This window comes from Brucella sp. TWI432 (assembly GCF_039674445.1).
In the GTDB taxonomy this organism is placed as follows: Bacteria; Pseudomonadota; Alphaproteobacteria; order Rhizobiales; family Rhizobiaceae; genus Brucella; species Brucella chromiisoli.
Genome location: NZ_JBDJNL010000001.1, coordinates 664,924 through 689,246, shown reverse-complemented (window position 1 = coordinate 689,246; position 24,323 = coordinate 664,924). Strand labels below are relative to the sequence as shown.

Genomic DNA, 24,323 nt, shown 5'->3' with positions numbered 1-24,323 from the left:
ATAGTATTTTTATTAAATTGAGAAAAGCACCTTGTAAAAGCTTTTAATGCCGCATATATATGTGACATCGATTTTGTTTTCGAATGTTGCGGCGCGATTTCGCCCCCCGGTACTTCTTTCAAACTCGTGAAATTCGGCGATGGGCTTATGCTCATCATACTTCAACCGTGCGATTTGAAAGGAATTCAATATGGCAAACGGAACAGTAAAATTCTTCAATTCAACTAAGGGCTTCGGCTTCATTCAGCCTGATGACGGCGGCGTTGATGTGTTTGTACACATTTCGGCTGTTGAGCGTTCGGGCATGCATTCGCTGAACGAAGGCCAGAAGGTCAGCTTCGACGTGGTCGCAGACCGTCGTTCGGGCAAGAATGCAGCAGAAAACCTGCAGGCGCTCTAATAATCATTCGAACGGAGTTTTTCGAAACTCTGTTTGCGTGGTAGCGCTTTAAAATTTGTCTCCAATCTTTGACCACGGATGTACTGGCACTGATTGTTGAGGCACTTCGAAGGTCGGGTAATTCCCGGCCTTTTTTTTGTTTCAACCGTTAAGTCGCGACAATTTTGGTGAACAATTTCGATCGCGATCAATTCTAGCCTTGATGCGCGGTGAAAATGCAATCGGACAGTTTAAGCACTATCTGGAACGAGCGCAGAAGAAGATGCGGCGTTATCGAAAGACTGGTCCAAACTTCAATCATATGGCGACGTGCTTGCGGTGGCTCAGCGCGCAGCCTGGTAAAACGTAAAGCCAGGACCAAACAGCCAAAAACTTCGTTGTGTAAATATTGACGTTTACGTAATAAGCCGGTAGCTCTTAGTCATTGACAGCCGACGGGCTGAACGGATTGCACCAATTGAACGGGTAATTCGGAGCCTTTTGAGGAAAAGGTTCAGAGCAGGAACGCGTTCGATCATGCTCTGATTGTTTATTTTTGACGCGCATCTTGTCCGAAAACCGGTTCACACTTTCGGGATGCGATTTAGGAGGAAAGATGTATCGCGCGCCTGTTTCTGAAATTTTCCATATGCTGATGAAGGTCGCAGGACTGGAAAAAGCGTTAGAAGGTAATCATTTTCCAGAGTTTTCCGCCGATTTGGCCGAAGCTATTCTCGAAGAGGCAGGAAAGTTTGCTGCTGAACGCGTTGAGCCACTCCGCATCACAGGCGACAAGCACGGTGCGCGCGTTAAGGATGGCGTTGTTACCACCGCGCCGGGCTGGAAAGAGCTTTATGCCGATTGGATTGCAGGCGGCTGGAACTCGCTCACCGGCACGCCTGAATATGGTGGTCAGGGCTTGCCGACCATGATGTCGGTGGCAGTCAGCGAAATGTGGAATTCCGGCTCGCTGGCTTTTGCCATCGCGCCCACGCTCACCATGGGTGCGGTTGAAGCGCTAGAAAAGCACGCCTCGAAAGAGCTGAAAGACATTTATCTTGAAAAGCTCATCACCGGCGAATGGATGGGCACGATGAATCTGACCGAGCCGCAAGCAGGCTCCGACCTCGGGGCATTGCGCGCACGTGCTGAACGCCGTGACGATGGCTCATACCGCATCTTTGGACAGAAGATCTTCATCACCTATGGCGAACATGACCTGACGGATAATATCGTGCATCTCGTGCTGGCGCGCCTGCCCGATGCTCCCGCCGGAACCAAGGGGATTTCATTATTTCTTGTGCCGAAATTTCTCGTCAATGCGGATGGCTCGCTGGGCCGCCGCAATGATCTTTTCTGCTCGGGCCTTGAACACAAGATGGGCATTCACGCTTCCCCCACCTGTACCATGATCTATGGCGATGGATTTGTGAAAGGCGAGGAAACGGGTGCTGTCGGTTATCTGATCGGCGAAGAAAATCGCGGCCTCGCCTGTATGTTCACCATGATGAACAATGCCCGTTTGCTGGTTGGAATTCAGGGCGTGGGCGTTGCAGAAGCGGCCTATCAGCAAGCCCTTCATTATGCCAAAGACCGCAAACAGGGGCGCGCCCTTGGTGCCGATCCGAAGTCTGGTATGAGCCCGATCATCGAGCATCCTGACGTGCAGCGTATGCTGCTCACCATGAAAGCACTGACACAGGTTGCACGCGCAATTACCTATTCGTGTGCCCATGCTATTGATATGAGCCATGCAACGGAAGGGGAAGAAGCGCAATTCTGGTCGGATCGCGCTGGACTTCTCACACCGATGGCCAAAAGCTTTGCCACCGATGCAGGCGTGGATGTCGCATCACTTGGTATTCAGATCCATGGCGGCATGGGCTTTATTGAGGAAACAGGTGCCGCGCAATTGCTGCGCGATGCGCGCATTACGCCGATCTATGAAGGCACCAACGGCATTCAAGCCATTGATCTCGTGCTGCGCAAGCTGCCTTTGGGCAACGGCGAGCATATCAAAGGATTCTTCGCCGAGTTGCAGGACGATGCCAACAAAGCCACGATCTCGAACCGTCGAGAGCTGGGCGAAACAGGTTCGCGCCTTTCTGCTGCCATCGCGCAAGCGCGCGAAGCAACCGATTGGCTGCAAAAGGCTGCAAGCGAGGGCCGCACTGAAGAGGCACTTGCTGGCGCCACACCTTATCAGCGTCTTTTATCACTGACCGCCGGCGGCGCCTATCTGGCACGTGCGGCCCTTACCAGCGATGAAAGCAGCCATGCCGTTCTTTGCCGCTTCTTTGCTGAAAACATGCTGGCGGAAGTATCATCTCTGAAAGACACCGTGATAACGGGTTCAAGCAGCCTTACTGCGGCGAAATCTGCGCTGGAGCACTGAGCATGAGTGAGCATATTCTGATCGAGCGCAAAGGCGCAGTGCAGATTATCCGGCTTAACAGGGCCGATAAGAAAAACGCCATTACGCGCGCCATGTATGCCACCATGGCCAAAGCACTGATTGACGGCGATGCCGATGAAAGCGTGCGCGTTCACGTGTTTCTCGGTGTGCCGGGCGCATTCTCGTCAGGCAATGACATGCAGGATTTCATGGCAGCTGCATCGGGTGGCAGTCTTGGCCAAGAAATTCTCGATTTCCTTGGCGCGCTCTCAAGCGCAAAGAAGCCGATTGTCTCCGGCGTCGATGGCTTGGCCATCGGCATTGGCACGACAATCCACCTTCATTGCGATCTGACATTTGCAACCAGCCACGCATTGTTCCGCACGCCTTTCGTTGATCTGGGACTTGTGCCGGAGGCAGCATCCAGCCTGCTGGCACCGCCGCTTATGGGGCATCAAAAGGCATTTGCGCTTCTGGCATTAGGCCACGGCTTTGATGCGCAGGCCGCTCTTGAAGCCGGCATCGTTTATAAGATTGTCGAAAGCAGCGAGCTGGAAACCGAAGCTCTGAAAGCGGCAGACGAAATTGCTGCCAAGCCTCCGCAGGCAATGCAGATCGCCCGCAGGCTAATGCGGCTTCCCGCAGAACCCGTTTCAGAGAGGATCGCGCGGGAAGCAAAGCATTTTGCCGAGCGACTGACTTCGAACGAAGCACGCGAAGCCGTGATGGCTTTCCTCAGCCGCAAAAAATAATGCGATAAAAAAACCCGGATGGAGTTACCATCCGGGTGGCTTTGTTGGAGGTCAGCCAAGTTGGTTGCCTCAGCTTCGGAGCTTTAAATGTCTGAAAAGGTCCTTCATCTTTCCAGACGGCCGCCGAGTGAAGCGTTATTCTTTAGATAGTATAGAAATTCGACAAGACCGTGTTCACACGCGAATGTGATATTTTCTTAATTTCGAGCGATAATCTCACGGCCTTCAATCACCATGCGAACACCCAGCGAACCTGTCTTGCGACGTGCCAGAAAACGCGGACGACGGCGGCGTGGCTCCTGCCCCTGACGGCGGGCCTGTGGCTCAGACGTGCGAACAGGGCCAGTGCTTTCATAAAGCGGGCGCGCAATGCCATCCTCTTCAACCAGCATCATTGGCAGATTGAAGGTTCCGGCCCATGCGCGCCAATCAGCTGCAACATCGGTCAGATCATGTGCAACCAGCAGCGGCACGGAGAGCTGCGGATCTTCATGCATCAGTTCCAGCGTGACGGTGATTTCGCCGAACTCATCTTCAACCGCACGCGCCGTCACGCCGACGAAAGCGTTAATCGGAAGTGCAAGCGACATTGGCAAACCGCTTGATGGCAAAACCTGGCGGACAACCGCGCCCCGCTCGCTGATGGTGAAGGTTACGTCTGCGTCACAATCTTCTGCCGGGTAAGTCACGACCTGTGGCAAGTGAAACGGATCCAACCGAAGTTCCTGACCTGCCCATTCCGGCTTCTTAAGTCCGCTGCTCATCATTTTCGACGCCTCTGCCTTATCTCTCTGTTTTTTTGAGAGCCAGTTATTCCGGCTTCTCTTTATGAGCGATGTTCGCTCTTGTTGATTTGGAGAATAGGCGATGAATATTACCGGGGCGCTTAACGCGTTAGGTTAACTTTTCCCTGCTTTTTCATTTGGTTACTGCTTTACAACCAGGTGTAAGAACTCGGTAATGCTTGCTAATTTTCGTTTACATAAATGAAAAGGCGGACAGTTTCCTGCCCGCCTCGATTTCGTCATATTTGCTGAAATTACAGCACTTTACCCGGATTCATGATGCCATTCGGGTCAAATGATTTCTTAATATGGCGCATCAGTTCAAGCGCTACGTCCTGCTTGAAGAAGGCAAGTTCTTCGCGCTTCAACACGCCGATACCATGCTCCGCCGAGATCGATCCCGTATAAGAAGCAACAATTGTATGAATGCGGTGATTAAGGTCGTGCCAGCGATCAAGGAAAGCCTGCTTGTCTGCACCAACCGGCTGCGACACATTATAGTGCAGATTGCCGTCGCCGATGTGTCCAAAGCAAACGATGCGCGAGCCGGGAATCATTTCGAGCGTTGCTGCATTGGCCTCATGAATGAATTCCGGGATTTTCGCGACAGGAACCGAAATGTCGTGCTTGATCGAGCCACCTTCCGGCTTCTGCGCCCAGGACATTTCTTCGCGCATTTTCCAGAACATTTGTGCCTGCGCAACGCTCTCGGCAATGGCGGCATCCTGAATGATGTCGTTCTCAAACGCTTCCGTCAGGATTGTTTCAAGCGTCGTACGCGCATCGTCTTCTGAACGGCTCGATGAAATATCGACCAGCGCATACCAGTCATGCGGGCTTTCAAGCGGATCGCGCACACCATCCACATGGGCGATGGTAAATTCAACGCCGACACGCGGCATCAGTTCAAAGCCGGTGAGCGACGGGCCGGCATGTTCGGTCGCAAGCTGGAACAGGCGCAGCACATCTTCCGGGCTGCGAAGACCGGCATAAGCGACGCCCTTGCCCTTTGGCTGCGGGTAAATCTTCAAAACGGCAGCAGTGATAACACCGAGTGTACCTTCCGAACCAATGAAGAGGTCCTTCAGATCGTAGCCGGTATTGTCTTTCTTCACATAGCGAAGGTCGTTGAGAATCTCACCGCTTGGCAAAACCACTTCAAGACCGAGGCAAAGTTCACGCATATTGCCATAGGCGAGAACTGCCGTGCCGCCAGCGTTAGAACCAAGATTGCCACCAATCTGGCAGGAGCCTTCGGCACCCAGCGAAAGCGGGAACAGACGACCCACTTTCTGCGCTTCATCCTGGAGGTTTTTCAGGATCACACCGGCTTCCACCGTCACCAGATTGCCAACCGGATCAACCGAGCGCACCTTGTTCATACGGCCGAGCGACAGAACGATTGCAGTGTTGCTCTGATCCGGCGTCTGACCGCCAACAAGGCCGGTATTACCGCCCTGCGGCACAACTGGCGTTTTTGTTTCATTGGCGAGTTTCAGAATGTCAGAAACTTCCTGCGTTGAAGCCGGGCGCAGCACCAGCAGCGAACGGCCCTGATAAAGATCGCGCTGCTCAATCATAAATGGCGCAATGTCTTCAGGTGCGGTCAGCGCGTTCTTTTCGCCAACAATGGCTGCAAATCGTTCGATCAGGGCGGTGTCGAGCATGTGCTTCTCTTAGATGTTTGGGGAACTAGCGCGGGGCCGCCGCGCGTTTAAGACGATCATTAATGGCCTCACCGAGACCATCGAACGGAATGGGTTCAACAGCGATGGTGCGTGCGCCGCTTAAATCAAGTTTGCGCATGAAATCAAACAGATTGCTGGCCGCTTCGCGCAGATCACCTGTCGAGCTGAGGTTCAGCACAGCGACTGCCTTGTCTGCACCGCCTGCGCGTTCAGGCCCAAATGCCAGCAACGCCTCGCCCTCCTCAACACTCGCTGTATTGAGCCGCATGGCAGCATTGGGCGCATAATGCGATTCCATCATGCCCGGTGCCTGAATGGCAGCTTTGTGTTCGGCGCGTTCGAGTTTTACACCAAGAACGGCTTCAATCTCCTCAGCAGCCAGACCACCCGGACGCAGCAGGCGCACGCGCTCGCCTTCAACCTTAAGAATAGTCGATTCGACACCTACGCCACACGGACCGGCATCAAGGATCATATCGATCTTGCCACCCAGATCATCCGCCACGGCTTTGGCCGAAGTCGGGCTGATGCGGCCGGAAGTATTGGCGCTCGGTGCTGCAACCGGACTGTCGAGATTCTTTATAACATCACGTACTTTTCCGGTTGGCATACGGATAGCAAGTGTCTCAAGTCCCGCTGTCACCAGCGGATGAATTGGGCGCGGCGTATCCTGTTTGGCTTTAAGCGGCAGAACGAGAGTCAACGGCCCCGGCCAAAAAGTCTCCGCGAGTTTGCGAGAGACAGCATCAAAGGTCACATAGCGCTCGGCCATGGCGATGCTGTCAACATGGGCAATGAGCGGGTTGAACTGCGGGCGACCCTTGGCGGCAAAAATACCGGCCACGCCTTCGCCATGCGCTGCATCCGCAGCAAGGCCATAGACTGTCTCTGTCGGAATCGCGACAAGGCCACCGCGGGCGAGCACTTCTACCGCACGCGAAACAGCATTGTCATCGAAGTCCAGAATATCGGCCAAGGTCATTCTCCTGCCGCTTTAGCTACACAAAGCCTTGCTTTTGAGCAAGTGTATCTCAAAGGCAGTTAATGCAAGATCGGAATGAGTTATTAAAAAAAGCCGCCTTTGAGGCGGCTCTTTTATTTTATCCGGCGATTTTCGAGAAATCGGCCACCTTGCTGGTGGCTGCGCGGATTTGTTCAAGCAGTGCAAGACGATTGGCGCGGACGTTTTCGTCCTCGTCATTGACCAGAACCTTCTCGAAGAATGTATCCACCGGACCGCGCAGCTTGGCGAGTGCCAGCATCGCACCACCGAAATCTTCGCGGGCAATGGCTTCTTCGGCTTCCTTAGCTGCGAGGTTTACCGCCGCATAAAGCGCCTTTTCCTCGTCGAGTTTCAGCAGAGCCGCATCGACAGTTGCGGCAACCTTGGTGCCCTTCTTCTCTTCCGCAGCCAGAATATTGGCAGCGCGTTTGGTGCCAGCCAGCAGGTTCTTGCCGTCTTCTTCATTGATGAAGACGATCAGCGCTTCAAGGCGACGGGCAACCAGCAGAAGATTATCGGCATCAGAAGTCAGAACTGCGTCAATCGCGTCATGACGTGCACCGTCTTCTTTCAGGTGAACCTTGAAGCGGTCATGCAGGAAGGACAGAAGATCAGCAAGCAGTGGTTCCGCGTTGGCTTCGATTTCCGCACGCTTCATTGTTTCGAAGTTGCGCAGTGCGTTATCGACATCCTGTTCGCCATCCACATCGCCAGACTTTTCAGCAGCCAGCTTTGCTTCAAACTCGCGCAATTGACGCTGAACCTGACTTTCCTTGAGCGAGGCATAGGCCGAACGCAGAAGTGGCATGAGCGGGAACTTCCAATCTTGTGACAACACAAGACGGATCACGCCAAGCGCTGCACGACGAAGAGCGAACGGATCTTTCGAGCCGGTTGGCTTTTCGTCAATCGCCCAGAAACCGACCAGCGTGTCGAGCTTGTCAGCAAGAGCAACAGCCACTGAAACCGGGTTTTTCGGCACGAAATCCGATGGACCTTGTGGCTTGTAATGTTCTTCCAAAGCGGCTGCGACAGATTCATCTTCGCCTTGAAGAAGCGCATATTTGCGGCCCATTGCACCCTGAAGTTCAGGGAACTCGCCGACAACTTCCGTGGTGAGATCCGCCTTGGCGAGAACTGCCGCGCGTGCGGCAAGCTTCGGGTCAGCACCGACGAGTGGTGCAATCTCAGCTGCCAGTTCGCGGATGCGTTCAACGCGTGCGCCCTGCGTGCCAAGCTTGGCGTGGAAGGTCACATTCAGCGCATCCAGACGCGCCATGCGCTGATCAAGCGGCTTTGTGAGATCAAGGCCGAATTTTTCGCCCGACGCTGAAAGCTTGTCGAGGTCCGGCAAATCATGCTGATCAGTGTGCCAGAAGTAGAGCGCATCGGACAGGCGTGCGCGCACGACCTTGCCGTTACCATAAGCGATTTCCGTGCCGCCATCGCGTGCTGCAATGTTGGACACCAGAATGAACTTGTTCGACAGCGCCTCCGTATCACCCTGTTTGCGGGTGACGAAGCATTTCTGGTTCACGCGGATGGTCAGCTGAATGACTTCCGGCGGAATTGCGAGGAATTCTTCCTCAAACTCGCCCATCAGCACAACAGGCCATTCGACAAGGCCCGAGACTTCTTCAAGCAGGCCTGCATCTTCGACCAGTTCCAGCCCGGAGGCGAAGGCGAGATTATGCGCGTCCTGCGAGATGATTTCCTTGCGGCGCTCGGCGTCGAGCACTACGAAAGCCTTTTCGAGCTTATCGACGTAATCCTCAAAGCGGCGCACTTTGATCGGCTGACCATCGCTTAAGAAACGATGCCCATAGGTGACATTGCCCGACTTGATGCCATCAACATCAAACTCGACCACAACCGTTTCTTCGGTTTCAGGCCCAAACGTGCAAAGGATTGATTGCAGCGGACGCACCCAGCGCAACGCACCCGGCTTTGACGAGGCTGCACCCCAGCGCATCGACTTTGGCCATGGAAAATTGCGGATCACCTGCGGTACGAGTTCTGCGATGATTTCTTCGGCAGCACGGCCCGGTTTCGTCAGATGAGCAACGTAGAAATCGCCCTTTTTCGGGTCAGAATGCACATGCGCCTGCGATACATCGGTCAATCCAGCCTTGCGCAGAAAGCCCTGGATGGCCTGCTCAGGAGCCGTAACGGATGGACCTTTCACGTCTTCATGCACGTCTTTTGAGCGCACTGTCAGGCCGCGAATATCAAGCGTCAGGCGGCGCGGCGTCCAGTAGGCAGTGGTTGCCTCATAGGTCAGACCAGCTTCCACCAGACCATCGGTGATCATCTTCTTGAAATCACCCGCAGCCTTGCGCTGCATGCGAGCCGGGATTTCCTCGGAAAAGAGTTCGAGCAGTAAATCAGGCATCACACAGCCTCGTTCTTAAGGTTGAAGCCGCCGGCGTCGGTGAGCAAAAATGCTTCGCCGCACTGACGCGCGAGATTGCGCACGCGCAGAATATAGCTCTGACGCTCGGTAACCGAGCTCACGCCGCGCGCATCCATCAGGTTGAAGACATGCGATGCCTTGATGCACTGATCATAGGCCGGGAACACGCATTTATGCAGTGAGCCTTCGCCCGTGCTGCCCGCTTTTAGAATGGCTGCGCATTCACGCTCTGCATCGATAAAATGCTGATGCAGTATTTCGGTGTTCGCCATTTCGAAATTGTAGCGGGAATATTCCTGCTCGGCCTGCAGGAAAACATCCCCATAGGTAACTTTTTCTTCGCCTTCGAGACCATTGAAATTCAAGTCATAGACATTGTCCACGCCCTGCACATACATGGCGAGGCGTTCGAGACCGTAGGTCAGCTCACCTGCCACGGGCGAGCATTCAATGCCGCAAACCTGCTGGAAGTAAGTGAACTGCGACACTTCCATGCCGTCACACCAGCATTCCCAGCCAAGCCCCCATGCGCCGAGCGTCGGGCTTTCCCAGTCGTCTTCCACAAAGCGCACATCGTGCAGCGTCGGATCAAGACCGATAGCACGCAGCGAACCGAGATAAAGATCCTGAAGGTTCGGTGGCGATGGCTTGATGATCACCTGATACTGGTAATAATGCTGCAAGCGGTTTGGGTTTTCACCATAGCGACCATCCTTCGGACGGCGCGATGGCTGCACATAAGCGGCTTTCCAAGGCTTTGGTCCAAGTGAACGCAATGTCGTTGCCGGGTGGAAAGTCCCCGCCCCCACTTCCATGTCGTAAGGCTGCAAAATAGCGCAACCATGTTCCGCCCAATAGTTATGGAGCGTCAGGATCAAGCCCTGAAAGGAACGGGTGGGGTGCATATGTGCTGGCAACGTACTGGACACGGGGTCAGGCCTTGTTATTGAAATGATTGGCCCGGTCTAATTTGTCCGCCTGCCACGGTCAAGCATGACATTTGATCGCTGAATACGCCAAGCCCCAGATCGACAAATACAAGGCCCGTAAATCGGTGCGACTGCCGGGCTATAAAACTATTCGGTTTTGCTTTCAGGGGCTTTTGCCGGGGCAAGGCTCTTCTCCTGAACCCGTGCCTCAGAAGGTGTTGGATCGGGTGCCAGACCCTTTTTCAGCTTTTCTTCGATCTTGGCCAGTTCTTCCGGCTCAGGCTTGCCAGCGATTGCGTGATTCCACTGGAACGTAGCCTCGAGTTGGCGACCCGCCCGCCAGTAAGCATCACCAAGGTGATCATTGATGGTTGGATCTTCCGGGCGCAGTTTTACGGCTTTTTCAAGCTCAACCACGGCTTCCGGGTAACGACCGAGCTTGTAATAAGCCCAGCCAAGCGAATCAACGATATAGCCATCCTGCGGACGCAGTTCGACTGCTTTCTTGATCATCTCCAACGCTTCATCGAGGTTTTCACCGCGATCAACCCATGAATAGCCAAGATAATTCAGCACCTGCGGCTGATCGGGATAAAGCTCCAGCGCCTTTTTGAAATTCGGCTCTGCTTGATCCCATTCCTTCAACCGTTCATGCGCAATACCGCGTTGATAGAAAACCGGCCAGTCCTTACGCTCTGGCTTTTCAATCTGCTTCACCGCTGCATCATAGATTTTTGCAGCATCGGCAAAATTTTTGTCCTGCGCGTAGACGGCACCCAATGCCAGATAGGTGCGCAGATCCGTCTTGTCGCGCTCTAGCAAGGTTTTCAACTGCGCGATCGCTTCGCCTGTCTTGTCGTTTTCGGCAAGATTAAGCGCGCGCTGCATTTCGGCGTCGCGCCGGTAGGGCGATTTTTCAGGCACACGAGCATAGTATTCAACAGCCTGTTCGGGCTGGCGCAATTTCGCCGAAATATCACCCAGCTGATAAAGTGTTGCATCATTATCAGGGCGCAGCGGCAGCGACATTTGTAAATAAAGCTTGGCAAAAGCTTCCGCGCCACCGCGATTGATCGCGGTTCCGAGCGTATAAAGCACTTCGCCAACGCCCTGCTGCGACGTGTCGATCAGGCGAGGATATTTCTGTCCCGCCTCAAGTTTTTCGCGCATTTCAGTGATGGTCATGCGGCCGTTGAGCAATTCTTCTGCGTCTTTGAGAAGCTTGATCGCGCCTTCCTTGTCGCCCTGACGAAGCTTGAAGGAAGCATAGGCCATCACAACCCGCTCATACGTATCAGGAGCCGCAGCGCCACCGGGGCGATCGTCAATTGCCTGCTGGTAGTAATTGCGCGCATCCTGCTTCTGACCGGCAATATCCGCAATCAAAGCAGCATTATAAATGCGGAAAAGGTTATACCATTCCGGGCCTTCAATCTTGTTGACATCGGCCAGTGCACGTTTCGGATTGCCCTGCCCGACTTTGACCCAAGCGCTCATGAGACTGGTGGCGAGCACATCCATATCAGACTGAACGGATAGCATCAGCAGCGGGCCGGTCTTGCGATATTGCTTTTTGGAAATCGCATCGATTGCCAATGCAACACGCGAAAAGCGCTCAATCTCCGGCTGATCTTTTAGTTCTTCCGCAATCGGCAGCGCTTCCTTGAAGTGGCCCTCCGTCAGAAGTGCGAGAAGCAGATTCTGCTTGATAATGTCATTGCCGGGATCAAAAGCCATGGCCTGACGGTAGAAATCCACCGCAGCGCCAATATTGTTGTCGGCCTCGGCCGTGCGGGCCGCCAGAAAAGCGGCCGCAAAAGAACCGGCACGGACTTGCGAAACAGGATCTGGATTGGCTTTTGCCATCGCCGTGTTTACAGGCAAGGCTGCGCCAGCCAAAGCCAGCAAAAGCAACCCATAAAACGAATGACGTTTTGTTCCCTGCCGCATAAAGCCCAGTCCTCTTTTCAAATCCGTATCAGTTCCCCCTATTCAGAGGCACCCCAAGCATGGCCTTTTTGGGATGTCAGGGCAAGAAAAGCATCCGTGATGGATGCTTTTCTTTCATTCTTATCAGCATGTCATCGCCCTGAAACCGGCTTCCACTTTCAGGTGACATGCTCAAAAGGCATCCGTGATGGATGCCTTTCTTTCAATTGAACAATAGCCTCAGTTTACCCGGCTAATGCAAAAATCGATGACTTCGATCAGTGCATCCTTCTCAGCTGTGGCTTTCAACGGTGCCAGAGCATCACGCGCAATCTCACCGAAGTGACGTGCTCGCTGAACGGTATCGGCAATCGCGCCATGCTTTGTCATGATGCCAATCGCCTTTTCAAGTGAAGCATCGTCACTTGCACCTTCTTCAATCGCCTGCTTCCAGAAAGCACGTTCTTCGTCGGTACCGCGACGATAACTCAGGATAACCGGCAGGGTAATCTTGCCTTCGCGGAAATCATCGCCGGTGTTCTTGCCAAGATCAGCAGCCGAGCCACCATAATCAAGCGCATCGTCAACAAGCTGAAAAGCCAGGCCGAGATTCAGACCATAATCACGCAGGGCAACTCGCTCAGAGCGCGGCGCATCCGCGATAATCGGGCCGACTTCAGCGGCAGCCGAAAACAGCGCCGCCGTCTTGGCCTTGATGACCGCCAAGTATTCATCTTCGGTGGTTTCCATATTCTTGGCGGCAGCCAGCTGCATCACTTCGCCTTCAGCGATCACCGATGCAGAGGTTGCAAGAACATCAAGCGCATCAAGCGAGCCCACATCGACCATCATCTTGAATGCCTGACCAAGCAGGAAGTCGCCAACCAGAACGCTTGCCTGATTGCCCCAGATCATACGCGCAGTGCTTTTGCCGCGACGCAGATCACTTTCATCAACTACATCATCATGCAAAAGCGTTGCTGTATGCATGAACTCAACAGCCGTTGCGAGGCGCACATGACCATCACCTTCATAGCCGCACATACGGGCGCTCGCGAGTGTCATCATCGGACGCAGGCGCTTGCCTCCCGATGAGATCAGATGATTGGCAACCTCAGGGATCATTTCAACATCGGAGCCTGCACGCGACAGGATCAGCTCATTGACCCGGCCCATATCGGCCTTCGTCAAATCGACCAGTGGCTGCACTGATCCGCCCTGTTTTTTCTTCGCGTCAAGATTCAAAACCACACCCAATGTCATCACTCCTAGCTGCCCGGTCACATTATGAAAGCGAACCGGATTGCTCAAGGCACCTATCAGCCCAGCAACGCTTAAGCTTTTTTACTCAGAGCCTGTTCACCATTGAAGGAAGCTGTTGTCAATGCGGTCTATTGAATACACATTGTCGAAATGATCGAACTTATGCGCACAAATGATTCCGTTCTGCTGTCAGTAGCGGAAGCTCTGATGAAAGAAGCAGGCATCATCTACTTCATCGCCGATACCAATATGAGTATCCTTGAAGGCTCTCTTGGCGTTATACCGAGGCGCTTTCTGGTCGAGGAAGACAGATTGGACGAAGCCCGGCGCTATCTTATCGATGCCGGTCTGGAGCATGAATTAAGAGATCATGACAAGTAACATATCCGAGCATCAGCACGATAGCATGGAAGAGACACTCGACACATTCCATCGGGGGGCCTTTCATCTCGTGCAGCCTGCAATGAAGGGGCATCGATCCGGCGTCGATGCAATGATACTGGCAAGCAGCGTACCAGATGGATTTGCCGGTCGCCTTGCTGACCTTGGAAGCGGTGCGGGTGCGGCAGGGCTTGCCGTTGCGGCCCGCTGCAAAAATGCACAGGTCACGCTTATTGAGCGCTCCGGCTTCATGCTCGGCTTCGCACGCAAGACACTTGCCCACCCACTCAATGCAGCCCTGACTGATCGCGTCGACATCCTTGAAGCCGATGTCTCGCTGGCTGGTAAGGCGCGTGCCGCCGCGGGGCTATCCAACGACAGCTTCGATTTTGCGATCATGAATCCCCCATTCAACGAGGCACGTGATCGCTCAACACCTGACCCGGTGAAAGCAGAAGCGCATGTCATGCCGGAAGGCATGTTTGACCAATGGATGCGCACGGCCTCCGGCATCGTCAAGCCAGGCGGTGGCGTTTCCGTCATTGCGCGCCCCGGCTCGATTGCGCCGATACTTGAAGCACTCGAAGGCCGTTTTGGCGGCTTGAAAATCATTCCGATACAGCCTCGACCGCAAAACTCAGCTATTCGCATCATCATTACGGGCATTCGTGGAAGCCGCGCAGGATTGTCGCTCATGCCTGCCCTTGTTTTGCATGGCGATGCAGGCAATGATTTCACGCCACGTGCCACAGCCATTAATAATGGCCAGACTTCACTGCTTTAAGAAATGGCTGCACATCACACGGTCGAATCTGCAAACAATATATTCTGGGAAAATGAAGTCATGATTCTGGTCGTGGGAACTGTGAGACTGCCTGCGGAAAAATTAGACGATGCTCGCCCCATCATGAAACGAATGATTGAAGCAAGCCGCGCTGAGACCGGCTGCATTGATTATTGTTATTCTCAAGATGTACTCAAGCCGGGAATTATCCATGTAAAAGAGCTATGGCAGGATCGCAATTCACTGGAAAAACACTTCGCATCAGACCATATAAATCAGTGGCGTTCCTATTGGCCCGAACTGGAAATAACGGACCGCAATCTCGTTCTGTATGAAGTCAACACTCCGGAAGCAACCTGAAAAGAAGAAGAATGACATCAAATCCGAAGCCTGTCCGCCCCATCTCCATCATGCGCCGCTTTCTGGACAGCGAATCTTCCGGTGGCATTGTGCTCATGGCAGCCGCAGCGCTTGCGCTGATCGTCGCCAACACACCCTTTTCAAGCGCTTATTTTGATGCGCTGCATTTCTATATCGGGCCGCTCAGCCTTGCACATTGGATCAATGACGCATTGATGGCGATCTTCTTTTTGCTGGTCGGCCTTGAAATCAAGCGCGAGTTCCTTGACGGTCAGCTTGCAAGTTGGCCCAATCGCATCCTTCCCGGGATCGCAGCCGCAGGTGGCGTTATCGTACCAGCGCTGATCTTTGTTGCCTTTAACTATGGCGATGCAGAAAAAGTACACGGCTGGGCTGTGCCTTCCGCCACTGACATTGCTTTTGCTCTTGGCGTATTATCATTGCTTGGACCACGGGTACCAACAAGTCTCAAGGTTTTTCTTGCAACGCTTGCAATCCTCGACGATCTTGCAGCTGTCATCATCATCGCGGTCTTTTATACAGCGGAAATTTCAATGCCTTATCTCGGCGCAGCCTTTGCAACTGCGGCGGTGATGTTTGCCATGAACCGTTTTGGCGTAGCCAAATTGCTGCCCTACCTCATCGGTGCCGCAGTGCTGTGGTTCTTTGTGCTCAATTCCGGCGTTCACGCCACGGTTGCAGGTGTTGTCGCAGCGCTCATGATTCCGCTTAAGCCGGGCAAGGCAAAGCCGGATGATATGAGTTCGCCTCTTCACCAGCTCGAACACGCACTGGCCAAACCAGTTTCCTTTATCATTGTTCCCATTTTCGGCTTTGCAAATGCCGGCATCTCATTTACCGGAATGACACCCTCAATCATCTTCGACACATTGCCGCTTGGCATCATGCTGGGGCTGTTTGTCGGCAAGCAGATTGGTGTTTTTGGTGCAGCATGGCTTGCGATAAAAACCGGGCTTGCGCAGAAGCCGATGGGCGCGAGCTGGGGTCAGCTTTACGGCGTTGCCATTCTGTGCGGTATCGGCTTCACCATGAGCATCTTCATCGGTCTGCTGTCCTTCCCGTCGGAATTCTTGCAGGCAGAGACGAAAATCGGCGTCCTTACAGGCTCTGCGCTCTCTGCAATCTGTGGTTACTTCCTACTCAGAATGCTGGCAAAACCACAAAACTGACGATTTTTTAATGCCCGGAACAAAATTCCGGGCATTTTTCTTTGTATTTTCAGGAATGATTTCTACATCTGGGGTAACAATTTTTTCAACTGGAGTTTGATTTGTCCGGCCTCTTGTCCCGCTTCATTCCGCGTCGTTTTCGCAAAAAAGAAATTGAAATCCCGGTTGTACGCCTTCACGGTGCGATCATGAGCGGCGGTTCACCGTTGCGTCCTTCGCTTTCGCTGGAAACGGCAGCAGGCGTGCTTGAAAAAGCCTTCGGCGAAAAGGAAGCGCCAGCCGTTGCAATTTCGATCAACTCGCCCGGCGGCTCACCGGTTCAATCGCGCCTGATTTATCGCCGTATCCGCGATCTGGCGGACGAACATCAAAAGCGTGTTTTCGTCTTCGTGGAAGACGCCGCTGCGTCCGGTGGTTACATGATTGCACTGGCGGGCGATGAGATCATTGCTGACCCCTCTTCCATCGTTGGCTCGATTGGTGTCGTATCGGCATCGTTTGGTTTTCCGGAACTGCTTAAAAAGATCGGCGTCGAGCGTCGCGTTTATACAGCCGGACAAAACAAGGCCGTACTCGACCCATTCCAGCCAGAGAAAAAGGCCGATATTGACCGGCTGAAAAAGCTTCAGCTTGAAATTCATGAAACCTTTATCGACATGGTGAAAGAGCGTCGTGGCAGCAAGCTTGCAAACGATCCCGACCTTTTCACCGGCATGTTCTGGACTGGCATCAAGGGCAAAGAAATTGGCCTGATCGACGGTCTTGGAGATATGCGCAGCTTTTTGCGTAAAACCTATGGCAATAAGGTGAAACTCAAGCTGATCGAACCCAAGCGCGGATTTCTGGGCCGGAAGGTGCCGGGTGTCGAAATGGGCCTCGGCCTTGGTATCGACCCCTCCGCTATAGCAGCCCATCTTGGCGATGGTTTGCTATCGGTTGCGGAAGAAAAAGCACTCTGGGCGCGATACGGGCTTTGAATTCCATGGTTTTACCATGTTATGGTGCATAAAGACCAAGATCAGTGTTACACTGCTGCTAAGATTTATCCACACATGTCCTGAAATGGCAATTGCAGGACATGTGTAAGCCTAGAGCGTCAAGCGTCCTTTTGGACGCACAAAGGGCGCTCTCATTCTGTGAAGGCACGATGCTAAAAGGACTAGAGGCCATGCCCCAGCTTATTTTTCTGCTGCTGATCCTCGCCGCCGCCTGGTACGGTTACCGGTCGTTCAAGCGCGAAGCGGTTCGCGTGACCCAGCGTGTGCGTCGGGCAGAGAAGGAAGCCCAGAACCGTGCCAATGGCACTTTGGTTCAGGATCCCAAGACCGGCGAATATTACGTCAAAAAAGACTGATCCTGATTTACCTAGAAAATGCACAATACAGCACAGGCCGCACAAACGGTTCGACACACTGCTCCGGCCAAGACCAATCTCGCGCTCCATGTAACCGGGCGCAGGGATGATGGTTATCATCTGCTTGATATGCTTGTGGTTTTTGCCGATTATGGCGATGTCATTGAAGTGACGCCCACCCCGCAGGATCAGTTCACTATCAGTGGTCGTTTCGCCAAAGGGGTTCCGCTTGATGGTGGCAATCTCGTTTTAAAAGCCCGCGATGCTTTGCGAGAATATGCTGCGCGTGATTTGCCCCCTGTTGCCATCCACCTTGAAAAGAACCTGCCCGTTGCCTCCGGTATTGGTGGGGGATCAAGCGATGCTGCGGCAACACTTCTTGCGCTCAATGAACTATGGCAGCTGAAGCTGGATTCTGACACGCTTGCAGCGCTTGGCTTAAAGCTTGGCGCAGACCTTCCTATGTGTCTGCATGGCGCGGCCTTTGGTACGCCGTTGATTGCACGTGGCATTGGTGAGCGGCTTTCCCCTGTAACAGGCATACCGTCGCTTCCCCTCTTGCTTATCAATGATGGCACGGCTGTTGCCACACCCGCTGTATTCCAGGCGCTGACAAAGCGCGACCATCCGGCGCTCGCCTTGCCACCTGAAGGCAGCGTTGAAGCGATTTGCGGTTACCTTGGGTCAACACGCAACGATCTGCTGCCAGCCGCCCTCAAGCTTGCGCCACAAATCAACGACAAGCTTGATTGCCTGCGCGAGCACGGCGCGCTCTTTGCGCAAATGTCAGGTTCAGGAGCGACGTGCTTTGCCATATTCAACGACATGGCGCGCACACATATGGCGGCAAGCGCCATCAGCTCGAAGAAACCGGACTGGTTCGTTATTTCAACGAAAACAACGGCTTCCGCTGACTAAAGCACTTCCTGGTTTGATTGAATCATTGGAAATGCTCTGTGTTTGTTTTCAAGCATTATCCAACGTTCTCGGTACACGCCTTGGTAAGGCCCGGTCTTCGCCTTTTATTGTTCACATATACTTGAACAAAATTCACCGCAGAGAAGGCATGCCGCTAAAATCCGCCTTATTGTTCACCATTACGAATACAATCTGTGAACCAAACGGTGGCTAGGCGCAGCCAATCGAAAGGCCTATCTCTTGCTCATCGAAACGACGAACACAGCGTCGCTTCACAAAAACCAAGGAGATAGAAAATGAAAAAGTTTGCTCTTGCTACTGTTGCCGTTGTTCTGAGCGCCGGTGCTGCTTTCGCTGAAAACCCAAATGTTGGCACCCCTGCCGATCTTTATGCCAATGACCGCACGCCCGTTGCAGCCCAGCAGGTTGATCGTACGGCAACCGCTTCCATCGGTCAGGTCTCCGTTCAGGACGGCTCAGCTCATCGCTTCGGTGACGCATCGCCTTCGAGCTTTCAGAACTAAGCTCAGTTTGTAAACAATCCCGCTGGGCGGAATGATCCGAACAGCACCCCAGTTATCTCCCCGGTGGATGGCGTTAGCGCCACCCCGGTGCCCCCGGAAGCACTGATGCCATCCAAAGGGCGATATAGAAGGAATAGAAAAATGAAAAAGTTTGCTCTTGCTGCTGTTGCCGTCGTTCTGAGCGCCGGTGCTGCTTTCGCTGAAAACCCAAATGTTGGCACCCCTGCCGATCTTTATGCCAATGACCGCACACCCGTTGCAACACAGCAGGTTGATCGCACGGCAACCGCTTCGATTGGTCAGAACACCCATCAGGACGGCTCAGCCCATCGTTTTGGCGACGCATCGCCTTCGAGCTACCAGAAATAATATCAGCTTGCGCTGATATCATTCAAAAAGGCGAAGCTTCAGGCTCCGCCTTTTGTTGTTTCTGGTGGCAAAATCGGGTGGGACAGCCGCACAGGCTTGAGTTGTTTTATGACAACCGGTGGGATGCCCCCATCCCGGATCAATGGCCTGATGACCAAGACAGGCGCCAGAAGTCCTGCATCAAGCGACGGCTTTGCACCCAAAAACCTGCCCACCAAACCCGAATCATGTGGTGTTGAAAAGCGTGCCGGCGCTTTTCCCGATTCCATATGCCGCCGCACGGCATCTTCCCAGCCATCCTGAAGAATTGCACCGGGCTCTAAGACGAGAAGCCACTGCGTTCGCAGATCATCAAATGCCTTCGGTAAATCCTTAGCATCGTAAAGCGAACATCCCGCCCCTTCGGCAACCAATCGTGTCGCATCGCTGGAACCGCTATCCGCAACAACAACACGTCGCAAAAGCCCTTCAACAACGGCGGATACCAATGCTGACAACGTTTGAGCCAGAGGCTTCTCAGAATTTCGCGTCATAATCAAAACGGATAACATGCGCCCTTTTATATCAAGGCTGCGTGATCGAAAAGCTGCCTGACATAATGTTCTTGATTTGTTCCGACTATTGGACTACGAATAGTGCCTGAAACGAGAGAGTCGGTTATGGAAATTATCCAGCAGGCAGACAAAGCAGCATTCGCAGCAGGAGGCGCAGAACACGCCAATGCGCTTGTGAGCGAAGCAGGCTTACGTATTGACCACGCACGGCGCCGTGGACGCGGCGCTGGCATCAATCCGACAGGGCGTTTTGAGCCGACCACACGACATGAATTTGACGATGGATGGGAGACGCTCGAAGACCTGCCCGCTTTCAAGACTGACGTGCAGATTGAAAAGCCCCGCACCATCATCACGCGCAATGATTCACCCGATATCAATTTTGACCGCTCTATCAACCCCTATCGCGGTTGCGAACATGGCTGCATCTATTGCTTTGCCCGTCCAACGCACAGCTATATGGGGCTTTCTGCCGCGCTTGATTTCGAGGCGCGCCTGTTCGCCAAGCCGGATGCGCCCCGCCTTCTGGAACGCGAACTTGCGAAGCCCGGCTACCAGCCCAAGACAATCGCCATTGGCACCAACACCGATCCTTATCAGCCCATCGAAAAGAAATGGCGTATCATGCGCGAAATTCTCGAGGTGCTGGAGGCTGCCAATCATCCCGTCGGCATTGTCACCAAATCAGCGCTCGTGGTGCGTGACATCGATATTTTAAGCCGTATGGCTGAAAAGGGTCTGGCCAAAGTCGCGCTTTCAGTCACCACGCTGGATGCCAACCTTGCGCGCACGATGGAACCGCGCGCATCAACACCAACTTTGCGGCTTCAAGCCATTCGAAAGCTCAACGAAGCCGGCATTCCAACCAATGTCATGATGGGGCCGGTCATTCCCGGCATCAATGATCATGAGATCGAGCGCATTCTGGATGCTGCTTTCGCACAAGGGGCGCGCGAAGCAGGTTATGTGTTGCTGCGTCTGCCGCTTGAAGTGGCACCTTTGTTCAAAGACTGGCTGCTGCGCAATTATCCAGACCGCTATCGGCATGTGATGTCACTGGTACGCTCGATGCGTGACGGCAAGGACTATGATGCGGAATGGGGCAAGCGGATGCGCGGCACAGGCCCCTATGCCTGGCAGATTGGGCGCCGTTTTGAAATTGCTGCGCGCAAGCTCGGCTACAATTCAAAGCGCGTTGCGCTGCGGACAGATCTGTTCGAGCCTGTCGAAAAAGGCGGCAAACAGCTTTCTCTTTTTTGAGCCGCAGCGCGTGTGGGGATCCGTTATCCACAAAAGCAAGGCGCTGCGAGCCTATTGTTCGCTTCACGCATGTCAGAGTTGTCAGTTGTGTATTTAATCTCCGTCTGATTTTTTCGGACGGAAGGCCCCTGCTTTTACGCCACTATCCTCGGCAGGGACCTTGCGGAGAATCAGAAGCAATGCGAGCATTGCCGCCAAATGAAACGCTTGAGTTCTGATTCTCCGCTCCTCTTTGACATCCCGCTTGCACCTGACTTCTCAGAAGAGACAAGGCTTATAGCGCGCGGGCTTCGTCATATTGCAGGTATTGATGAAGCTGGCCGCGGGCCGCTCGCAGGCCCCGTTGTTGCTGCTGCAGTTGTTCTTGATCCGGAAAACCTGCCTGAGGGGCTGGATGACTCCAAACGCCTGAATGCCAAAAAGCGCGATGCGCTTTACGAAATCATTCTGGCCAAAGCACTCACCGTTTCGGTCGCAAGCCTGAGTGCGCGCAGCATTGATGGAAGTGACATTCGAAAAGCAGCGCTTGAAGCCATGCGCCGCTCGTTTCTGGGCCTGACACTCAGCCCGGATCACGCATTGATTGATGGTCGCGATATTCCGCCCGGTTTGTCTTGTCCGGGATCTGCATTGGTAAAAGGCGATCAGCGCTCAATGTCAATTGCAGCAGCGTCCATTGTGGCGAAAGTCACGCGTGATCGCATGATGGCCCGCAGTGCAGCGGTTCATCCTGCATATGGCTTTGAGGTGCACGCGGGTTACGGCACAGCTAAACACCGCGCAGCCATCGAAGCAGTTGGCCCAGTACCAGGCGTTCACCGCTATACTTTTGCACCAATTAAAGGCCGCTTTTCGTCTATTTAATGCAGTTCTGTATGTTGAATTTTTACGGCAACGTTTGACTAGCAGGAGTGCTTGTCAAACTCGCTGAAGGCTTCCTTTGCGACAGCAAGGCCATTCATCGCTGCGGGAAAACCAGCATAGACAGCCATTTGGATTATAACCTCAACGATTTCCTCCCGTGTCAGTCCGGTGTTCATGCCTGCCAGAATATGTGCTTTCAACTGCTGCGAGTTATGACCAAGTGCCGTTAACGCCGCTATCGTGCCAATCTGGCGGTCGCGCGCCACAAGGCCCGGTCTGCTGTAAATGTCACCATAAGCAAATTCATAAATATAACGGGCAAAATCCGGCGCAATGTCGTCTAAAGCTTCAACGACGCTACAGCTTGAGTCTGCATGTAATGATGTGAGCTTTGCTCTGCCACGCTCCAAACGGCGATTATCGTCCTGCATCAAAGCCCCCCTTATCCTCTCAAGAGCCTCCCAATTTCAACCAAATCCAGGGTACGGCGTCACACCTCTGAGCGAAACTCCAAAAACTTGGGTTGCTTTGCGCGAGGCAGCACTCCCTTCTAAATGTTGCGTAGCTTCATATTTTGGCCAAAACCCAAATAAAAAAGCCGCCCTTTTGAGGCGGCTTATAAAACTCTAATAGAGATGAACTTAGTTCAGGTTGGATTTAACCTGACCGACTGCATCCTTGAACAGGGTGCCTGCAACTTTGGTATCAACCTTGTCGGCAACGATCTTGCCAGCGGCTGCAATTGCCAGATCAACAGCCGAAGCACGGACTGCATTGATTGCATCGGTTTCAGCGGTTGCAATCTTCTGCTCAGCAAGCTTGTTGCGGCGAACGACATATTCTTCGGTCGCACGCTCGGCGTCTTCGAGAAGAGCCTTTGCTTCGCGTTCAGCAGCGGCAACAATGTCGCCTGCTTCTTTTTCCGCTTCCTTGCGCTTGCGATGGTATTCAGCAAGAAGCTGCTGGGCTTCTTCGCGCAGGGTGCGGGCTTCTTCGAGTTCCTTCTTGATATTCTCGGCACGCTCATCAAGTGAGCGACCGATCATACCCGGAACCTTCAGATAAACAATCAATGCGATGAAGAGAATAAGCGCAACAAGCGCCCAAAATGTTGAATCCATTTTCGTCTCCTCAGGCGTTTGCGGTTTTGACGGCTGCGGTCACATCAGCCTTGTCAGCCTTTGTGCCCAAAAGCTGTTCAACAATCGCAGACGTTGTTTCTTCGGCAATCGTACCGACATCGCTCATGGCCTTCGCCTTGATTGCTGCGATACGTTCTTCCGCTTCAGCAAGCTTGCCTTCAAGGGCTGCCTCAGCAGCTGCACGTTCAGCATTCGCTTCGCCCTTGCCCTTTTCGCGGGCAGCTTCAGCAATCGAAGCAGCCTTGGCGCGGGCAGAGGTCAGTTCCTGCTCGTAAGCAGCAATGGCGTTGTCAGCATCCTGCTTGAGGCGGGCGGCCTGCTCGAGATCCTGTGCAATACGGTCACGACGGTTTTCGATCACACCACCGATACGTGGAAGAACCACGCGCGATAGGAACAGATAGAAAAGGCCGAAAGTGATCGCCAGCCACAGAAGCTGTGATGCGTAATGGGTAGAATCAAACGGCGGGAATACGCCGCTGCCGTGTCCGGCATCGTGCGCGACCCCGGTTTCGGTGTGCACAGCATCGGCTGCGCCGTGCTCGCCAGCAGCTGGTGCCGGTTGCGATTCGGTGGCGGTTTGGGCAAACGCCGTGGACACGAACATCCAGATTTCCCCTTCAATCCAGCATATTCATTTCCGGGCAAAAGAACCGGAAAAATTGAACCATGCTCACTCAGACTTCATATGCAAAGGCCAGCCGCGCTGCATTTCAAGATACAGATCGCGGCAGGCCAGTTTCTTGCGACTGTTGATTAAACAGCGAAGAGGAGCAGAAGCGCGATGAGCAGCGAGAAGATGCCCAGAGCTTCCGTCACAGCGAAACCGAACACGAGACGGCCGAACTGGCTGTCAGCAGCGGATGGGTTACGCAGAGCGCCCGAGAGATAGCTACCGAAAATGTTGCCGAGGCCGAGAGCCGTACCGGCCATACCGAAACAGGCGAGACCGGCGCCGATGTACTTTGCTGCTTCCGCTTCCATGTTAAAGCTCCTTCTGGATTGCAAATTAGTGCGGATTTCTGTTCTGGCGGAAACCCGCCGGTGAGAACCTCAAAGCGCTTCGTGTTTTATTATAGCAATACGA

At 53.6% G+C, this 24,323-nt stretch carries 26 protein-coding genes; 14 read left to right on the top strand and 12 right to left on the bottom strand.

The features are described 5' to 3' along the window. Positions 1-190 precede the first annotated feature (190 nt). From ABE527_RS03390 to ABE527_RS03380, 3 genes are all read left to right on the top strand, one after another. A complete protein-coding gene (locus tag ABE527_RS03390; RefSeq protein ID WP_024896137.1) occupies positions 191-400 on the top strand; it encodes a cold-shock protein in 210 nt (69 codons plus the stop codon). A 595-nt stretch (positions 401-995) separates the two neighbouring features. Then, positions 996-2,774, top strand: coding sequence for an acyl-CoA dehydrogenase family protein (locus ABE527_RS03385; protein ID WP_499696133.1), 1,779 nt, complete (start codon positions 996-998; stop codon positions 2,772-2,774). A gap of 2 nt (positions 2,775-2,776) precedes the next feature. Next, a complete protein-coding gene (locus ABE527_RS03380) occupies positions 2,777-3,526 on the top strand; it encodes a crotonase/enoyl-CoA hydratase family protein (RefSeq protein ID WP_265983053.1) in 750 nt (249 codons plus the stop codon). A gap of 197 nt (positions 3,527-3,723) precedes the next feature. On the opposite strand, the gene ABE527_RS03375 is transcribed toward ABE527_RS03380, so the two are convergent. From ABE527_RS03375 to ABE527_RS03345, 7 genes are all read right to left on the bottom strand, one after another. Further along, positions 3,724-4,293: a DUF6101 family protein gene (locus ABE527_RS03375; RefSeq protein WP_499696132.1), complete on the bottom strand. Its 570-nt coding sequence runs from the start codon at positions 4,291-4,293 to the stop codon at positions 3,724-3,726. Positions 4,294-4,565: 272 nt separating this feature from the next. Beyond that, entirely contained in the window at positions 4,566-5,978 is a 1,413-nt protein-coding gene (locus ABE527_RS03370; RefSeq protein WP_499696131.1) for an FAD-binding oxidoreductase, read from the bottom strand. Between the two features lie 25 nt (positions 5,979-6,003). Next, positions 6,004-6,981 carry an L-threonylcarbamoyladenylate synthase gene (locus ABE527_RS03365; protein WP_499696130.1) on the bottom strand — a complete coding sequence of 326 codons (978 nt, stop codon included), beginning with the start codon at positions 6,979-6,981 and terminating at the stop codon, positions 6,004-6,006. Positions 6,982-7,099: 118 nt separating this feature from the next. Further along, positions 7,100-9,394, bottom strand: coding sequence for a glycine--tRNA ligase subunit beta (gene glyS / locus ABE527_RS03360; RefSeq protein ID WP_499696129.1), 2,295 nt, complete (start codon positions 9,392-9,394; stop codon positions 7,100-7,102). Further along, on the bottom strand, positions 9,394-10,320 hold the full coding sequence (locus ABE527_RS03355) for a glycine--tRNA ligase subunit alpha (protein WP_499696321.1): 927 nt from the start codon (positions 10,318-10,320) through the stop codon (positions 9,394-9,396). The genes glyS and ABE527_RS03355 overlap by 1 nt, the downstream gene beginning before the upstream one ends. 171 nt (positions 10,321-10,491) lie before the next feature. Beyond that, positions 10,492-12,294, bottom strand: a complete 1,803-nt coding sequence (locus tag ABE527_RS03350; RefSeq protein ID WP_499696128.1) for a tetratricopeptide repeat protein — start codon at positions 12,292-12,294, stop codon at positions 10,492-10,494. A 219-nt stretch (positions 12,295-12,513) separates the two neighbouring features. Next, positions 12,514-13,530, bottom strand: a complete 1,017-nt coding sequence (locus ABE527_RS03345) for a polyprenyl synthetase family protein (RefSeq protein ID WP_265983843.1) — start codon at positions 13,528-13,530, stop codon at positions 12,514-12,516. Between the two features lie 156 nt (positions 13,531-13,686). Here ABE527_RS03345 and ABE527_RS03340 point away from each other — a divergent pair, with 156 nt between their 5' ends. The 9 genes from ABE527_RS03340 to ABE527_RS03300 all read left to right on the top strand — a co-directional run bounded on the left by ABE527_RS03340 (position 13,687) and on the right by ABE527_RS03300 (position 19,416). Then, positions 13,687-13,917 (top strand): putative signal transducing protein, encoded by a 231-nt coding sequence (locus ABE527_RS03340; RefSeq protein WP_396996539.1) that lies wholly within the window; start codon positions 13,687-13,689, stop codon positions 13,915-13,917. Beyond that, positions 13,907-14,701: a methyltransferase gene (locus ABE527_RS03335; protein ID WP_396996541.1), complete on the top strand. Its 795-nt coding sequence runs from the start codon at positions 13,907-13,909 to the stop codon at positions 14,699-14,701. The genes ABE527_RS03340 and ABE527_RS03335 overlap by 11 nt, the downstream gene beginning before the upstream one ends. A gap of 60 nt (positions 14,702-14,761) precedes the next feature. After that, a complete protein-coding gene (locus tag ABE527_RS03330; RefSeq protein ID WP_265983046.1) occupies positions 14,762-15,061 on the top strand; it encodes a putative quinol monooxygenase in 300 nt (99 codons plus the stop codon). 11 nt (positions 15,062-15,072) lie between these two features. Next, complete coding sequence (nhaA, locus tag ABE527_RS03325) at positions 15,073-16,251, top strand: Na+/H+ antiporter NhaA (protein WP_499696127.1); 1,179 nt, start codon at positions 15,073-15,075, stop codon at positions 16,249-16,251. A gap of 101 nt (positions 16,252-16,352) precedes the next feature. Continuing rightward, positions 16,353-17,228, top strand: a complete 876-nt coding sequence (locus ABE527_RS03320) for a S49 family peptidase (RefSeq protein ID WP_499693468.1) — start codon at positions 16,353-16,355, stop codon at positions 17,226-17,228. Positions 17,229-17,419: 191 nt separating this feature from the next. Continuing rightward, positions 17,420-17,605 (top strand): hypothetical protein, encoded by a 186-nt coding sequence (locus tag ABE527_RS03315; protein ID WP_265983043.1) that lies wholly within the window; start codon positions 17,420-17,422, stop codon positions 17,603-17,605. An 18-nt stretch (positions 17,606-17,623) separates the two neighbouring features. Further along, on the top strand, positions 17,624-18,523 hold the full coding sequence (locus ABE527_RS03310) for a 4-(cytidine 5'-diphospho)-2-C-methyl-D-erythritol kinase (RefSeq protein ID WP_499696126.1): 900 nt from the start codon (positions 17,624-17,626) through the stop codon (positions 18,521-18,523). Between the two features lie 296 nt (positions 18,524-18,819). Further along, positions 18,820-19,047, top strand: coding sequence for a hypothetical protein (locus ABE527_RS03305; protein ID WP_499693466.1), 228 nt, complete (start codon positions 18,820-18,822; stop codon positions 19,045-19,047). Positions 19,048-19,188: 141 nt separating this feature from the next. Continuing rightward, positions 19,189-19,416 (top strand): hypothetical protein, encoded by a 228-nt coding sequence (locus tag ABE527_RS03300; RefSeq protein WP_265983040.1) that lies wholly within the window; start codon positions 19,189-19,191, stop codon positions 19,414-19,416. A gap of 38 nt (positions 19,417-19,454) precedes the next feature. Here ABE527_RS03300 and ABE527_RS03295 read toward each other — a convergent pair whose 3' ends face one another. Beyond that, positions 19,455-19,967 carry a glycosyltransferase gene (locus tag ABE527_RS03295; RefSeq protein WP_499696125.1) on the bottom strand — a complete coding sequence of 171 codons (513 nt, stop codon included), beginning with the start codon at positions 19,965-19,967 and terminating at the stop codon, positions 19,455-19,457. Positions 19,968-20,075: 108 nt separating this feature from the next. Between ABE527_RS03295 and ABE527_RS03290 the strand changes: the two genes are divergently transcribed. Continuing rightward, a complete protein-coding gene (locus tag ABE527_RS03290) occupies positions 20,076-21,230 on the top strand; it encodes a PA0069 family radical SAM protein (protein WP_499696124.1) in 1,155 nt (384 codons plus the stop codon). Between the two features lie 198 nt (positions 21,231-21,428). Then, entirely contained in the window at positions 21,429-22,094 is a 666-nt protein-coding gene (rnhB, locus tag ABE527_RS03285; protein WP_499696123.1) for a ribonuclease HII, read from the top strand. A 38-nt stretch (positions 22,095-22,132) separates the two neighbouring features. Here rnhB and ABE527_RS03280 read toward each other — a convergent pair whose 3' ends face one another. From ABE527_RS03280 to ABE527_RS03265, 4 genes are all read right to left on the bottom strand, one after another. After that, positions 22,133-22,525, bottom strand: a complete 393-nt coding sequence (locus ABE527_RS03280; protein WP_265983036.1) for a carboxymuconolactone decarboxylase family protein — start codon at positions 22,523-22,525, stop codon at positions 22,133-22,135. A 210-nt stretch (positions 22,526-22,735) separates the two neighbouring features. Further along, positions 22,736-23,215 carry a F0F1 ATP synthase subunit B gene (locus ABE527_RS03275; RefSeq protein WP_499696122.1) on the bottom strand — a complete coding sequence of 160 codons (480 nt, stop codon included), beginning with the start codon at positions 23,213-23,215 and terminating at the stop codon, positions 22,736-22,738. 10 nt (positions 23,216-23,225) lie between these two features. Then, entirely contained in the window at positions 23,226-23,843 is a 618-nt protein-coding gene (locus tag ABE527_RS03270; protein ID WP_499696121.1) for a F0F1 ATP synthase subunit B, read from the bottom strand. 149 nt (positions 23,844-23,992) lie between these two features. After that, positions 23,993-24,220 (bottom strand): F0F1 ATP synthase subunit C, encoded by a 228-nt coding sequence (locus tag ABE527_RS03265; protein ID WP_007632966.1) that lies wholly within the window; start codon positions 24,218-24,220, stop codon positions 23,993-23,995. Between the last annotated feature and the right edge of the window lie 103 nt (positions 24,221-24,323).